Below are 15244 nucleotides of genomic sequence, written 5' to 3'. Positions count from 1 at the left end.
GAACACTGCAAACTGACCACTAAAAAACGATCACTAAAAACTAATTACTTTTCTCTACATTTACACCATGTTTTCACTATTCAAATCAAAACCGATACTCAAAGACCTGATTCCGGATCATCATATCGATATGCATTCGCATCTGTTGCCTGGTATTGATGACGGAGCCAAGACTTTTGAAGATACCTTGCGCCTGACCCGTAAGCTGATGGATTTTGGTGTTGCGTCTTTTATTACCACGCCGCACATCATTCAGCACGTTTGGGACAACACCCATGAGCAGATCAATGCCAATAAAGAAATTACGGTTGCAGCCCTCGAAAAACAAGGCATCGCTGTTCCCTTTCGCGCCGCTGCCGAGTACCTGATGGACGACCAGTTTGTCCGACTTTTTGAGTCCGGCGAATTGCTGACGCTGAAAGACAATTATGTGCTGGTGGAAATGTCATACATCAACGCGCCAATACAGCTCTATTCAATCCTGTTCGACCTGCAGGTGGCGGGTTATATCCCGGTGCTGGCACATCCGGAGCGCTATCTTTTTTACCATAACAATTTCAGTGAATTCCTGAAACTGAAAAGAGCAGGCTGTGTGTTTCAGCTGAATCTGTTATCGGTAGTGGGCTATTACGGTCCCGGAATTGCTAAAATTGCCGAGCAGCTGCTGCAAAAAGGAATGTATACCTATGTGGGCTCCGATGTGCATCATGACAAACACATTGCTGCTTTTGAACAAAAAGTAACCATCAAAGATTTAGTTCCGCTTCAGGAAGCCATAGCCAACAATCAGTTTTTTAAATAGCTTCTCGATACATTTTTGGCTTAAGGTAATTTTGTTTTTCCTCAATATTCATCAAGCCAAAAACACTCGAAGTGACGTTTCCAAGTATTATTTGGTACGTCAGTTCGAGTGGTTTTTGTGTAATGCAATGAAACAAAAATTACATCGAGAACCAGAGATTTCACTAATTAACCTAACGTTCGTCAGTTCTAGTGATTTTTGTGTAATGGAATGAAACAAAAATTGTATCGAGAACCAGTGATTTTATAAATAAGCGACAGCGGTTTTATAAAATTGTATCGAGAACCGCATTAGTCAAATCTTTTCTTCGCCAGATTTACTAATCCGTCAAAATCACCATTTATTAACGCTTCTTTTTTTAGGCGGGACCATTTTTTAATTTGCTTTTCGGTTTGTATAGCTAAAGCAATATCCGTAAACTCACAATAAAAAACTAATTCTACCGGTCTCCTTCCTGCAGTGTAACTATCAGGATAAAATCCCGTTTGGTGCCTAAACAACCTGGTGGTTAAATCACTGGTAACTCCCACATAATAACTGCTGTCTGAGCATTTTAAAACATAAACAAACGATTGCTTCATCTGTAATTTGTATTGATTACGCTAAGTTAATATTAAGATTAATACCAATAACAAAAAAACTATTTTGCAGTAAACTTCTCGATACATTTTTGGCTTAAGATAATTTTGTTTTTCCTCAAAATTCACCAAGCCAAAAACACTCGAAGTGACGTTTCCAAGTATTATTTGGTCGTCAGTTCGAGTGATTTTATAAAGTAGCGATAGCGGTTTTATAAAATTGTATCGAGAACCAGTGATTTTTGTGTAATGCAATGAAACAAAAATTGTATCGAGAACCAGTGGTTTTTGTGTAATGCAATGAAACAAAAATTGTATCGAGAACCAGTGATTTTGTAAACAAACGATAGCGGATTTATAAAATAATATCGAGAACCAGTGATTTTTGTGCAATGCAATAGACTGAACACTGACCACTGACCACTGAAAACTGAACACTAATCCCTGAACATTAAAAACACTACTTATTTTTCAACAAACCTAAAAGGTACTCTCCATAACCGGACTTCTTCAATGGTTCTGCCAGGTTTTTCAGTTGCTGATCAGTTATAAACCCTTGTCTCCAAGCTATTTCTTCAATACAACCTACTTTCAGACCCTGACGTTCTTCGATAACCTGAACAAATTGTCCCGCCTGCATCAGACTATTAAAAGTCCCGGTGTCTAACCAGGCTGTACCTCTGCTTAAAATGCCCACTTTTAAAACTCCTCTTTCCAAATAAACTTTGTTGACATCGGTGATTTCATATTCTCCGCGAGGACTGGGCTTTAAATTCTTGGCGATTTCAACCACCGAATTATCATAAAAATAAAGTCCAGGCACCGCGTAATTGGACTTTGGTTCCAATGGTTTTTCTTCGATGGAAAGCGCTTTAAAATTGGAATCAAATTCCACCACGCCATAACGCACCGGATCCGAAACGTGGTACGCAAAAACCACTCCGCCTTCAGGGTTGCTATTTGATTTCAATAATTCGTCCATATTAGATCCAAAGAAAATATTATCCCCAAGCACCAGTGCAACACTGTCTGACCCTATAAATTCTTCACCAATTACAAAAGCCTGCGCCAGACCATTAGGTATTGCCTGCTCCGCGTAAGTAAACTGACAACCAATAGAGGAACCATCACCCAATAATTTCTCAAAGTGTGGCAGATCATGCGGCGTGGAGATAATCAGTATTTCGTTGATTCCTGCCATCATCAAAGTGGATAACGGATAGTAAATCATCGGTTTATCATATACCGGCATCATTTGTTTACTCATCGCTAAAGTCAACGGATGCAAACGCGTTCCAGAACCTCCGGCTAATATAATTCCTTTCATAATGGTATATTTATTTTTTATCAGTGCTGCTTAAATTATACTGTTTTTCTTCCCATTACAGATCTGAAAACTGATCACTGTTTACTTATTACTGAACATCCCTCACTGATCACTGAACACTGAACACTGAACACTGAACACTAATTATACTGTTTCTCGTAATAAGTAGCATACTCTCCCGAAGTAATATTATTCAGCCACGTTTGATTTTCGAGATACCAGTTGACTGTTTTTTCCAGTCCCTGCTCAAACGTAACCGACGGCTTCCATCCCAGTTCTTTATTGATTTTACTGGCGTCAATGGCATAACGCAAGTCATGGCCCGGACGGTCTTTTACATACGCTATCAGCTGCTCCGATGTTCCTTCGGTTCTTCCCAACTTGGCATCCATTATTTTGCAGAGCAATTTAACCAAATCAATATTCTGCCATTCATTAAAACCGCCAATATTATACGTGTCATAGTTTTTACCCTGGTGAAATACCAGATCAATAGCCACGGCGTGATCTTCGACATAAAGCCAGTCGCGGGTGTACTTTCCGTCACCATAGACCGGTAATGATTTATTGTGAATAATATTATTGATAAATAGCGGAATTAATTTTTCCGGGAAATGAAAAGGACCATAATTATTCGAACAGTTGGTCAGCACATAAGGCAGGCCGTACGTTTCGCCGTACGCTCGTACAAAATGGTCAGAACTCGCTTTAGAGGCTGAGTAAGGGGAATTGGGGTCATAAGCGGTAGTTTCGGTAAAAAGTCCTTCGGATCCCAAACTGCCGTATACCTCATCAGTGCTGATGTGGTAAAAACGTTTTCCCTCATACTTACCGTTCCATATAGTCTTGGCAGCGTTCAGTAAATTCACCGTTCCGATAACGTTTGTTTTAACAAACGAAAGCGGATCTTTAATCGAACGATCAACATGGGATTCAGCGGCTAAATGCACTACACCATCAAATTGATGCTTCACAAACAACTGATCGATAAAGGCGGCATCAACGATATCACCTTTGATAAAGGTGTAATTAGCGGCTGCTTCTATATCAGTGATATTCTCTAAATTACCTGCGTACGTAAGAGCATCCAGATTAAAAATGTGATACTGAGGGTGTTTTGTAACAAAAAGACGTACGACATGGGAACCAATAAACCCGGCACCACCAGTAATTAATATATTTTTCATTAGAATATTGTATTGTTGTTCGCTAAAAAGTAAGCGGATTAATCGCTTGTTTAGAATATCGTATTTTCCCTTTACAAAAGTAAAAAGACGAAACACAAAAATAAGTATTTTTCTACTAAATCGGTTTTTAGACTGCGGATTTCTTCGATAAAAGTTGCAATAATCAAAGACGATTCTACAATGTATGATTCCGTTAAAAGTCACCTTTCTTTATTGCAGTTTTGAAAGTAAATTTCCTTAATATTTTTATTTACACCCTATAGTAGATAGCTGAGAAAGCAGCTGTCCCCCTTAATCTGCCCATTTATTATTCAGCATCAGTATTGTCCAATACTGCACAAAAAAAAACACTTTACAGAATTTGAAAGTCGAAAAGAAATATAATTTCTTCCGTTTATCAAATTCTCCAAAGTGTTGCAAAATTTATACTGTTAGAATAATTGACTCTATAAAGTCTTTTATCGTTTAGCAGTGACTATTTTTTTAATTAATTCAAATAAACGTCAAGAAGATGCTGTTGCAAGGCCTTTGTAGAACCCCCGTGAATCTTAGATGTGTTTTTATACCTTAAAAGAAAGACTTAAAATCAGAATATTTTTTGTACCAAGGAATTTTTTCTTCCTTGACACCATAGCCATACCCGTATCCATATCCTTTAGTGGAATCAGTGTCATTTAAAAGCAGACACATATTAGGTAATTTTTGTTCTTTATATAAAGTGTTGGCAATATTCAGCATTCGTTTTTCTAAGAAATTGGCACGGGCAACATAAATAAAAGAATCGGCGTGCTTAGCAATTAATAATGTATCTGTAACTAAACTAGTCGGTGCTGTATCTACAATAATATAATCGTACTGTCTTTTTAAGGTTTCAAAAAGAGTATCCACTTTTTTATTCATTAACAGCTCTGCAGGATTAGGAGGAATTACACCGGCTGGAAGCACATGAAAATCTTCAAATCCGTCCTGCTTGATGATTAAATCTTCCAATACTAAATTTTTAGAAGACAGATAATTAGTGACCCCACGATCAGGCAATGTTAAATAGGCATCCAACCTTGGATTTCTAATATCCATTCCGATCAGTAACACTTTTTTACCGGAAAGTGCAAAAGTGGCAGCTAGATTAGCTGAAACAAAAGTCTTCCCTTCCTTAGGGAAAGTGGAGGTTACAAACAAGGTTTTGGCCTGACCTTCCGGAACCTTACTAACCATAAACTCTAAATTCGTTCGGATGATTCGCAAGGCCTCTGCAGTACTGGTGCGACTTTCTGATTTTATAATTTCTGATGGACTGTCAGAAGTAGGAACATCTCCAATAAAAGGAATTAATGTTTTACCGTCTAAATCCATACGGCTTTTTATTTTTGTATCCAGTAAATCCATCAAATAAATGATTCCAAACGGAACCAAAAGACCTAAAAGCAGCGCACCCAGATAAATGATTTTTTTATTAGGAGCAACGGGAGTGTCAGAACCTTTAGCAGCATCGACTACTCTGGCATTAGGCTCTGTGGCAGCTAAAAAAATAGCTGTTTCTTCTCTTTTCTGCAACAAATACAAATACAGTTCTTCTTTTACTTTTTGCTGTCTCGCGATCACTCTAAACTGGCGTTCCTGTACCGGAATTTTACCAATTTTACTATTCAAAATTCCTTCCTGACTATTTAAATCTCTTTTTTGAATCATTAAATTCGACTGCATGCGGCTCAAACTTCCGGCAACTGTCGATTTTAGGGATGAGATCTGCTGATCCATTTTAACTACAGTTGGATTAACCTCAGTAGCTGATTTCAAAATCCTGTTACGGTCCAAAACCAATTGATTATAAGAACTGATCAAATCAGTGGCCTCACCGCTTACGATATTAGAAGGCAACAAATCCGATGGTTTGCTTTTCTTCATAAAATCTATCATCGAAGAAATGATATTCAATTGAATATCAGTTTCTATTCCTTTCTTGTCATATTCACTCGAACCTGCAATAAAAAGTTGAGCTTCTGTTTCAATATCCGTTAACTGATTGCTGCTTTTAAAACTTTCAACGCTTTGTTCAACCCCGTCAAGTTCGTCGGTTATTAAAGCTAATCTGGTCGCAATGAATCGAGAGGTGTTTTCAGAAATAAAGTTCTTATCCGCTATCGCTTCGGTATTATAATTCCGCACCAAATTATCCAGGAAAAATTCGGCTTTTTCAAGTACAGGATCGGTCAAAGAAAGCTCAATGATATCACTGGTTTTACTTAATGGAGCAATGTTTAATCTTCCTCTGAAGCTTCCGGCAACGTTTTCAATCGGGCTTATTAAAATTTTGATTGGCTCGCTGTCTTTTTCATTATAAACAGTAGTGGTGGTAAGCGATTTATTGATCACCAGAGTGCCGTATTTAGTTGCAATAGGCTCACCGTATCGGTACACTTCCTTTTGCTGCAAAATATTGCGTTCTCCGCTGATATCGTCCAACTTAAAAGTACCGGATGAAAGAGCCAAATATTCATATGAACTGCCGCTCGAATAAAAATTAGATTTTTTCGATGTAAAGTCCACCAAAATTGGGGAGTTTTTAAAAAGATCGGTACTGATAATCTGCCCTTCTACAACAAAGGAAATGTTCAGATTCATTTTGCGTACCGTACTTTCTATTAAAGTTCGGGATTTAAGAATTTCAATTTCATTGTCGATATTGTTTTTCCCGCCGACTAGTCCCATATCGGCAAATGCTGCCAATTCCGAAGATAAACCACCTTTCTTTTCATCTTTCATCAGGATGGTTGTCGAAGCGCGGTATTGCGGTATGGTGTAGCGTAAATAAACATATGCAACAGATAAGCTGATAAAGGCCCCTAAAACAAACCATTTCCAGTGGGAAGCATACTGATCTACTATGGCTCTTATTTGAAAATCCTGTTCTGAATTTTCGTTTAACATATTATTTTCCATGAAAACCTTTTATTTTATAGTGGTAATTATTAATGTCGTTAATGTAAATAAGATCGAAAGAACCGAAAATATTAAACCTGTGCTCGGGTTAATAGCTGCCACGTTTATTTTATTCTGGTTAGGCTCTACATAAACCACATCATTTTGTGCCAAATAATAAAACGGAGAATTCATAAAGCCCGCCTTAGTAATATCAACCCTATTAAAGGATTTGACACCGTCAATTTCTCTAATGATCAATATATTATCTCTTTTACCAAAAACAGTCAGATCGCCGGCCATACTCAATGCCTCTATCAACGTAATACGTTCAGAAAGGATAGGATAAGTACCCGGTTTGCCCACTTCACCTTGAACTGACACTTTAAAATTACTGATGCTCAGACTTATAATAGGTTTTTTAATATATCGTGATATCTTGGCGTCCAGTAGATCAAGGACTTCAGTCCGAGTCAGACCGCTGACTTTCATCTTTCCTAAAGTCGGAAAATCAATGGATCCGTTGGCATCCACTAAATATACAGATCCTTTACTCGCAACGGAGGTAAGTCCGGTGGAAACATTTAAACTAAAAGATTTTGCAATCTCAGGATCTTCCGCATACACCGAAATCATCAGTAAATCATCGGGTTGAATTTTAATCTCGTAAGAATTTGACTTTTGCTGAGATCCTAAATTATCAATGTCTTGATAATAAATCATGTCTTTTCTGGAAGCACAGGAGAACAATAACACTAAAAAGAAAAAGGGAATTGTTTTTTTTAGTAAAAAAAAGTATTTCATGTAATTTTATTTTTTCTGGGGGCAAATATATACATTATCCCAATGGCTATAATTAGTTTTTAACAATATTTTTTCATTGCTTCTGATCATTTCTGTATCAATATTAAAAAAAAAATATCACACTCGCCCGTCGCTGGGTGTATGGATGCACTCGTTTATAATTTTTATTTCAGTCGCTTAACTTCCCAAAAGAGTTTGAAATTTTGCGGCAGATAAATGCTATTTCTCTGGTTTTGTAGGTTAATTCGTGTTTGTATAAATACCGACATAGCTACATAATGGCCGCTGAAAACAGTCCGATTACTGGGTTATTTCCTTTTGATCTAAAATTTCGTACGACGAATTCATACTTTTGAATTCAGGAACGATTTTTTTCATTTTCGCAACAATAGCATCATTGGCAAACAAATTAGCAATATTGATTAATTCATCAATATCGGTATGCAACCCTTCAAACTCTTCCTGGATTTCTTCAGCAATCATTATTTTAGCATGGTGGGTCGGTATTGTTTTTGACGTATCATTTAGTAATTCTTCATACAATTTCTCTCCGGGTCTTAAACCAACAATCTCGATCTTGATGTCCTTTTCAGGGATAAAACCTGCCAACTTTATCATTTTATTTGCCAGATCAATTATTTTTACCGGTTTTCCCATATCAAAAATATAAATCTCCCCTCCATTACCCATAGCTCCTGCTTCCAAAACCAGTTGACAGGCTTCGGGTATCGTCATGAAGTAGCGAATAATATCTTTATGAGTAATGGTCAGTGGGCCACCTTCTGCAATTTGTTTGGTAAACAAAGGCACTACTGAACCGTTCGAACCCAAAACATTTCCAAAACGGGTAGTGATGAATTTTGTCGCCGCCGATCCTTTCTCGCTAATGTCTTTGAGCTGTAACGACTGTACATATTTTTCGGCAATTCGTTTACTGGCACCCATAACATTACTTGGGTTCACTGCCTTATCAGTAGACACCATTACAAATTTTTTAACTTTGTAAAGACACGATAAATCAGCCAGATTTTTAGTTCCCTTGATATTGGTGAAAATTGCCTGAGATGGATTTTCTTCCATAAGCGGAACATGTTTATACGCCGCAGCATGAAAAACAACCTGAGGTCGGTATAATTTGAAAATTTCATCCATGGCCTCCATGTTTCTGATATCTCCAACTACAGTCCGTATTTTTGCATTCGTTTCTATACTTTCGGTCTCCAGTTTTAAATGATGGAGTGGCGTTTCAGCCTGATCTAAAATAATAATTTTTTTAGGATTAAAAAGCAGTACTTGCCGTGCAATTTCGCTTCCTATAGATCCAGCAGCACCGCTGATCAAAATGACTTTGTCTTTCAATTGTTTGGAGATCCCTTTGTTATCCAGTACAATTGGTTTTCGCTCCAAAAGATCTTCAATTTGAATAGTTTTTACTTTTTGGGAGATTTCTTTTTGATTTTCCCAATCCGAAATTAGTGGTACGGTAAAAACTTTATAGTTATATTCCAGACACTGTTCAACGATAATGATTTGTTCCTCTTTTGACAATCCTTTATCAGCTAAAATCACACTTTCAGCTCCAACCGACCTCATTAAGGCAGGGAGTTTTTTTCTCTGCACCAATATCGGTAAATCGAGCATGCGTTTGGAAGCGTTCTGACTGTTCTTATCTACAAATCCTACGATTTTAAAACGGGAAGGTGTTTCGAATTTTAATGCATTGGCAACCGAAATCGCATTGGCATCGGTGCCGTAGACAACAGTTCGCATTAATTTCTCGCTGCTTTTCTCGGAGAAATAAAGTTCAAATGTCTGTTTCACGACCATTCTGTACAAAAACAAACCGCAAAATGATAGTACAATATTGATAAAAAGTGCGGTGTTTAAGAAGGCCTTCTGCTGAAAAAAAATCTCATGCAGAAAGTTATAAATCAGGAAAACAATCAATACCGAAATTTGGGAAAACAATAACTTCAGCGCGTCTATATTGGAAGAGTGTCTGATAATTCCGGAGTAAGTCCTGAAGAGCCAGAAGAAAAATAAATTTGTACCAAAAAAAGAACCAATGAAAACAAGACTGTAAGGAGTACTGATGTAATCTAAACCCGTTCCTTTAAAAATCAGAAAAGTAAAAAAGAACGATAGCATCAGCACAATAAAATCAATTGAAATTATTATCCATCGTGGTAAGTAGCCTAAATTACTCAGGTTTGATCTTAGTTTCATTGTTGAAGTAACATCAAAAACAAACCGGCTTTCACTTTTTTCTTTAGTACTATTCAATTTTATTTTATTTTTTAAAAACCTATATTTTATGATGCTAAACGGGATGCAAATATATGAAATAAAAGCATTTTGTTACAGCTACTCACTATTTAATCGTTAAAAGAACTAAACAACAGAATTCTTTTTATTATTTCAGAATTTTAGCTTGTTACAAATCATATGAGACACGTACTAAAAACTTGAGTCCGTGCCGACACTTACAATTTTTTTAAAGCAGAATTAAAATTGTAGCGAGAAAGGCATTAGGGAAATTTGCTTAATTTCGAAAAATTTTTCACAGAAAACAACTCGAATTAACCAAAAACTTTTACTAAAAACCAATAACACCCTAAAGAGCACTTTAATTTAATGCCATTTTCGTATTTCTGCGTTTTATAATCGGAATTAAAAAAAATGCTGCGCTCTATCGATATTCAGTCAGCTACCAAAATCAATTGTTACTCGATACGGAAATATCTTCTATAATCCGGCAGCGTATTGTATGTTTGGTATTTGACCCACCAACTGTAGCAAAGCGGCTTTTAACCTGCTTCGATCGTCATCAGTCAGGTTGGAGCCCGAAGGCAGACAGAGTCCATTGTCGAAAAGCGTCTCGGCAATTTTGTCACCATAGTAAGGATACATTTCAAAAATGGGTTGCAGATGCATCGGTTTCCACAACGGCCTCGATTCAATATTTTCGGTTTCCAATGCCAAGCGAATCGTCTCTCTGGTCATACCCCCCGTTATGGCGGGATCTACCAGAATGGCACTTAACCAGTAATTGGCAAAATAATCTTCATTCGGAACGGTAAAAACGCTTATTCCCGCAACGTCTTTGAAAACCTCCACATAAAAATCGTGCATCGCTCTGCGCAACGCTACATGATCATCTAATACTTCCATTTGTCCGCGACCTATGCCCGCGCAAATGTTACTCATCCTGTAATTATAGCCGATTTCGCTGTGCTGATAATGCGGCGCATCGTCTCTGGACTGCGTGGCAAAAAAGATTGCTTTTTCCTTTAATGCTGCCGTGGGTGTTACGATCGCGCCCCCGCCTGAGGTAGTAATAATTTTATTGCCATTGAAAGATAACACGCCGATATCCCCGAAAGTGCCACATTTTTGGCCTTTAAAGCTACTGCCCAAGGCTTCCGCGCTGTCTTCAAGGATGGGAATGGAAAATTTATCCGCCACTGTTCTGATTTCGTCAATTTTATAAGGCACGCCATATAAATGAACCGCAATAATCGCTTTGGGTTTTTTACCCTTAGCAATCTGGTCGACAATTGCTTGCTCCAAGGCTATCGGACATAGATTCCAGGTATCGGATTCGCTGTCAATAAAAATCGGGGTAGCACCAAGATATAATATAGGATTTGCCGATGCCGAAAAAGTCATGCTTTGACAGATAACGGTATCCCCTGCAGTCACGTCCAACAGGATTAATCCGAGGTGAATTGCAGCAGTGCCGGAGCTTAAAGCTCCCACTGATGACTGGTTTGACAAATAGGATTCCAGATCGGATTCCAAACCTGTGACATTAGGTCCAAGTGGTGCTACCCAATTGGTATCAAAGGCTTCTTTAACAAATTGCTGCTCATTTCCGCCCATGTGTGGAGAGGAAAGCCAAATTTTAGTATTATTCATGCTTTGTGTGGTATTTTAAAATCTTGCCCGGATTTCCCACCACTACGGCGTAATCCGGTATGTCATTAATTATTACTGTTCCGGCCCCGATGGTGGCCCATTTTCCAATTTTAATCCCTTGAATCACCGTTGCTCCGATTCCTATGTGAGTGCCCTCCGCTATTTCAACGGCTCCTCCTAATGCTGCGTTGGGTGAAACATGGACATAATTACCCAATATACAATCATGTTCAATCACGGCAGCGGTATTAATAATACAATGTTTACCTATTATCGCATCAGCATTGACGATGGCACCCGCCATCACAACCGTTCCCTCATCGATATTCGTAAAAGGTGACACTACCGCTCGTGGATGGATGGCAGTTATATAGATCCCTCCCACCTTTTCAACAATCTTTTTTCTTATGGTATTGTTTCCAACCGCAATGATGAAAGATTTGTCCGAAAGCGTTTCAAAGGTACTGGTATTAAAAACTGGAATATCAAAAAGTGTAGCTATTCTGGGATTATCGTCCATTATCCCTTGAATTTCAAATTCTTCAGACGCCGTTATGATGTCAATTATAACTTTACAATGTCCGCTTGCGCCATATAAATACATACTAATTTCCGTTAAATCGTTCTGTTGTTGCTGTGTTTTCAGTATTGATTCCTTCCCGAATCACAACCTTCTTAATTGTTAAAAAAAGGATTTTAGCGTCTAAAAGTAGCGATATGTGATCTACATACCAAACATCATACCGAAATTTCACATTCCAGGAGATCGCATTTCTGCCATTGACCTGCGCCCATCCCGTTATACCCGGCCTCACTTCATGCCTTCTGTTTTGCGTGGCATCGTACAACGGCAAATATTCCGGCAGTAATGGCCGTGGTCCGATAAGACTCATATCTCCTTTCAAAACATTGAGTAACTGAGGAATTTCATCGAGTGATGTCTTACGAACGAAAATTCCAATTTTTGTCAGACGTTCCGCATCGGTAAGTAAATTCCCATCCGAATCTTTCTTATCATTCATTGTTTTGAATTTGATAATTTTAAAAATCACTCCGTTTTTACCCGGACGCAACTGAAAGAAAAAAGGCTTTCCCTGATTGGCAAAAAATAGTCCTACAGTAACCATCAGTATTAGCGGACTCAGTGCAAGCAATCCAAAAAATGCGGCATTAAAATCAAATATTCTCTTAAAAAAGGTTTTATACATACTTTATTTTATTAAGGAATTATGCAATAGAAATCTCAAAGCTGTTTCCTCTAATTATTATTTTATCTTTTAGATATTCTTCTTCTTACAGGTCTGTAAGTATATATTTATCCAAATCCTTTTTCTGCCGTGATCTATTATCGAAGCTCAGTCCGTGTGTTGCTTGTCAAATGTTAAGCATAAAAAATATCGAGAACATTTTTTTTTATAAAGCGGCGGCCGCTTTTATTGCAAAAATGTATTGCGAACCGTTTTTAATAACCTGCCTTCTGTTCGAGCGCCTTGTATTCTGCCAAAATAGCATCCCATACTACTTGCTGTTCGTACCGTGACACAATCATTCGACGCGCATGCTGTTCGAGCTGTAATCGGAATGCATCGTCTGTCACTATTTTTTTCATTGCTTTATACAACGCAAAACTATCGTTAACAGGAATGATGACACCATTTTGACCTTCTGTAATTATTTCGTTGCAGCCATTGATATTCGTCACTATACTGGGTAAACCCATGGCTCCGGCCTGTAAGACAACATTGGGAAATCCCTCCCGATGACTCGGGAATGCCAAACAGTCGCTGATGGCGAAGTAAGGCCGTACATCTTGCTGAAAACCGACGGGTAGAATTTGCTGATTACTGTTTATCAGTTGCAATGTTTCCGGACGCAGCGGATCGAGATCTGCTTCAAATGGCCCTACCAGTAGCAGTTTAACTGCTGCTGATTCACCGCAAAGCTGTTGAAAGGCCTGTATTAGTTCATTGATGCCTTTGTCCCCGACCAAACGTCCTATAAAAATAAAAACAAAATCGTCAGCAGCTATCCCTAAACTTGTTTTTAAATGTTGTTTTTCTGTGGTGGAAATCAGGCCTGAATCAAAGTACATCGTATCAGTGCCATTCACATTTCCATTGGCCAGAACTTGCAATTTTTTAGTAGTGATTTTATAACTGATCAAATCGCTTTTGACTCCTTGCCCTTCCGGATAGATGTTTGTGGCGCAATAGCACAATATCCGGTCCGTGAAAATAAGTAGTTTTTGCATCATTCCTTTTCTTGTCGGAAAAATAAGTCCTGTAAAAGTATGGATTCTGATAGGAACTCCTGCTAAATAACCTGCCATCATCGTAAGCAAACCTGCTTTTGGGGTAATGGAATGGACAATTAACGGTTTTTCTTTTTTAAAAAGCCAATACAACTGCCACAACGATTTCAAATCCTTCAGTGGACTAATTTTCCGTTGCATTTCAATGCCAATAGTACTAACTTTCTCTCTTGCGGCAACCTGCATTAAATCGTCATCAGCTCCAGAAACGGCAATAACGTCATAATACCCATTCAAAAAAGCCAACTGGCCTCTAAGCAGATAATTTAAAGATAACGCCACTGTAGCGGTACGGATGATTTTAGGTCTAACAGATACTTTCATACAATCCTATATGCTGTTCAATCATTTTGTGTATATCATACTGTGAAGCACGTTTTTGACAGGCTTGCGAAACCGAATCATAATAATCTTTGTCATCTAATAATTTCATAATCTTTTCTGCCAGCGCTACAGCATTGCCTTGCTCAAATAAAACTCCAGCCCCTTTTACAATTTCAGTTAATCCCGGTACTTCAGAGGCTATAAAAGGTTTTCCCGCAGCCATCCCTTCGATGCTGGACAACGAAAGCCCCTCAAACTTTGAGGATAATACGATGATATCAGCCGATTTTAAAAGCTGTGGCACATCCATCCGTAGTCCTAAAAAAACAACCCGGTCCGTTAATTGAAGATCACCAACCAATACTTCACATTCATTACGTGTAACTCCGTCCCCTACTAACGCTAATTTAACATTTTTCGGCAGGTATGCTAAAGCCTGAATCAAAGTAGCCTGGTCTTTCTGCTCTCGGAACCCCGCAACCTGGATAAGTAGTGAATCAGCTTGACTGAATTTCGTGTCTATTTTATGCTTTAATAAGGAATCTGATGCGGTAATGGCGCTCAGATTAACTCCATTTTCAATAACAATAAAAATTTCATCACTCAAACCTGTGTGCTTTTGTAAAATTATTTTAATTTCTTCAGTGATGCAAATTACTTTATCATACCCTCTGTAAATTAATCGGTCCACAAATCTGAACAACTTATTTTCTAATCTGCGATTAGACGTACAGTGCTCCGTGAATAGTAATTTCACTTTGGAAAATGAAATTATTTTTGCCAGTACGACCCAATATTGTGCAGGAAATAAATGGACATGAACGATATCATATTTTTTTAGATACGGAATTATTTTAAAGATATGCAGCGGATTATAAACAGTTGTATTCCCTAAAGTATAGATGGTACAACAATCCAACTGTTTTAATTCGGTCATAAAAGGATATTCATACCCATTTAAAACTAAAAGATCTACGGTTACTCCTTTTTCCTTATACACAGGAAGCGTTTCTAACAATAATTTTTCAGCTCCACCAACGGCTAAACTGTTAACAACTTGAAGAATTTTCATGT

At 38.0% G+C, this 15244-nt stretch carries 12 protein-coding genes; 1 reads left to right on the top strand and 11 read right to left on the bottom strand.

All coding sequences use genetic code 11. From position 1 onward, the window contains the following. The first annotated feature begins 67 nt into the window (after positions 1 to 67). A complete protein-coding gene (locus tag E0F89_RS10335; protein WP_131909700.1) occupies positions 68 to 802 on the top strand; it encodes a tyrosine-protein phosphatase in 735 nt (244 codons plus the stop codon). Between the two features lie 290 nt (positions 803 to 1092). On the opposite strand, the gene E0F89_RS10330 is transcribed toward E0F89_RS10335, so the two are convergent. The 11 genes from E0F89_RS10330 to E0F89_RS10280 all read right to left on the bottom strand — a co-directional run bounded on the left by E0F89_RS10330 (position 1093) and on the right by E0F89_RS10280 (position 15242). After that, the gene (locus E0F89_RS10330; protein ID WP_131909699.1) at positions 1093 to 1383 is read right to left on the bottom strand and encodes a GIY-YIG nuclease family protein; all 291 of its coding nucleotides are present in this window, start codon (positions 1381 to 1383) and stop codon (positions 1093 to 1095) included. Positions 1384 to 1840: 457 nt separating this feature from the next. Next, on the bottom strand, positions 1841 to 2707 hold the full coding sequence (gene rfbA, locus E0F89_RS10325; RefSeq protein ID WP_131909698.1) for a glucose-1-phosphate thymidylyltransferase RfbA: 867 nt from the start codon (positions 2705 to 2707) through the stop codon (positions 1841 to 1843). Positions 2708 to 2847: 140 nt separating this feature from the next. After that, positions 2848 to 3894, bottom strand: coding sequence for a dTDP-glucose 4,6-dehydratase (gene rfbB / locus E0F89_RS10320; protein WP_131909697.1), 1047 nt, complete (start codon positions 3892 to 3894; stop codon positions 2848 to 2850). 567 nt (positions 3895 to 4461) lie between these two features. Beyond that, entirely contained in the window at positions 4462 to 6834 is a 2373-nt protein-coding gene (locus E0F89_RS10315) for a GumC family protein (protein ID WP_131909696.1), read from the bottom strand. 9 nt (positions 6835 to 6843) lie between these two features. Beyond that, positions 6844 to 7617: a polysaccharide biosynthesis/export family protein gene (locus tag E0F89_RS10310; protein WP_131909695.1), complete on the bottom strand. Its 774-nt coding sequence runs from the start codon at positions 7615 to 7617 to the stop codon at positions 6844 to 6846. Positions 7618 to 7917: 300 nt separating this feature from the next. After that, a complete protein-coding gene (locus tag E0F89_RS10305; RefSeq protein WP_131909694.1) occupies positions 7918 to 9843 on the bottom strand; it encodes a polysaccharide biosynthesis protein in 1926 nt (641 codons plus the stop codon). A 519-nt stretch (positions 9844 to 10362) separates the two neighbouring features. Further along, complete coding sequence (locus tag E0F89_RS10300; protein WP_131909693.1) at positions 10363 to 11535, bottom strand: DegT/DnrJ/EryC1/StrS family aminotransferase; 1173 nt, start codon at positions 11533 to 11535, stop codon at positions 10363 to 10365. Beyond that, a complete protein-coding gene (locus E0F89_RS10295; protein WP_131909692.1) occupies positions 11528 to 12139 on the bottom strand; it encodes an acetyltransferase in 612 nt (203 codons plus the stop codon). The genes E0F89_RS10300 and E0F89_RS10295 overlap by 8 nt, the downstream gene beginning before the upstream one ends. Before the next feature lies 1 nt (position 12140). Further along, on the bottom strand, positions 12141 to 12743 hold the full coding sequence (locus tag E0F89_RS10290) for a sugar transferase (protein ID WP_131909691.1): 603 nt from the start codon (positions 12741 to 12743) through the stop codon (positions 12141 to 12143). A gap of 254 nt (positions 12744 to 12997) precedes the next feature. After that, complete coding sequence (locus E0F89_RS10285) at positions 12998 to 14170, bottom strand: glycosyltransferase family 4 protein (RefSeq protein WP_131909690.1); 1173 nt, start codon at positions 14168 to 14170, stop codon at positions 12998 to 13000. After that, positions 14154 to 15242 (bottom strand): glycosyltransferase, encoded by a 1089-nt coding sequence (locus E0F89_RS10280; protein WP_131909689.1) that lies wholly within the window; start codon positions 15240 to 15242, stop codon positions 14154 to 14156. The genes E0F89_RS10285 and E0F89_RS10280 overlap by 17 nt, the downstream gene beginning before the upstream one ends. Positions 15243 to 15244: the final 2 nt, after the last annotated feature.

It is taken from the genome of Flavobacterium caseinilyticum, from assembly GCF_004349085.1.
Lineage (GTDB): Bacteria > Bacteroidota > Bacteroidia > Flavobacteriales > Flavobacteriaceae > Flavobacterium > Flavobacterium caseinilyticum.
The sequence above is the reverse complement of the archived record's forward strand: the minus strand, read 5'-3'. Positions and strand labels throughout refer to the sequence as shown.

Excerpts from the sequence above, each read along its gene's own strand:
- rfbA (WP_131909698.1), bottom strand. The coding sequence starts at position 2,707 with ATGAAAGGAATTATATTAGCCGGAGGTTCTGGAACGCGTTTGCATCCG.
- E0F89_RS10305 (WP_131909694.1), bottom strand. The coding sequence starts at position 9,843 with ATGAAACTAAGATCAAACCTGAGTAATTTAGGCTACTTACCACGATGG.
- E0F89_RS10290 (WP_131909691.1), bottom strand. The coding sequence starts at position 12,743 with ATGTATAAAACCTTTTTTAAGAGAATATTTGATTTTAATGCCGCATTT.
- E0F89_RS10310 (WP_131909695.1), bottom strand. The coding sequence starts at position 7,617 with ATGAAATACTTTTTTTTACTAAAAAAAACAATTCCCTTTTTCTTTTTA.
- E0F89_RS10300 (WP_131909693.1), bottom strand. The coding sequence starts at position 11,535 with ATGAATAATACTAAAATTTGGCTTTCCTCTCCACACATGGGCGGAAAT.
- rfbB (WP_131909697.1), bottom strand. The coding sequence starts at position 3,894 with ATGAAAAATATATTAATTACTGGTGGTGCCGGGTTTATTGGTTCCCAT.
- E0F89_RS10280 (WP_131909689.1), bottom strand. The coding sequence starts at position 15,242 with ATGAAAATTCTTCAAGTTGTTAACAGTTTAGCCGTTGGTGGAGCTGAA.
- E0F89_RS10285 (WP_131909690.1), bottom strand. The coding sequence starts at position 14,170 with ATGAAAGTATCTGTTAGACCTAAAATCATCCGTACCGCTACAGTGGCG.
- E0F89_RS10315 (WP_131909696.1), bottom strand. The coding sequence starts at position 6,834 with ATGGAAAATAATATGTTAAACGAAAATTCAGAACAGGATTTTCAAATA.
- E0F89_RS10335 (WP_131909700.1), top strand. The coding sequence starts at position 68 with ATGTTTTCACTATTCAAATCAAAACCGATACTCAAAGACCTGATTCCG.
- E0F89_RS10295 (WP_131909692.1), bottom strand. The coding sequence starts at position 12,139 with ATGTATTTATATGGCGCAAGCGGACATTGTAAAGTTATAATTGACATC.
- E0F89_RS10330 (WP_131909699.1), bottom strand. The coding sequence starts at position 1,383 with ATGAAGCAATCGTTTGTTTATGTTTTAAAATGCTCAGACAGCAGTTAT.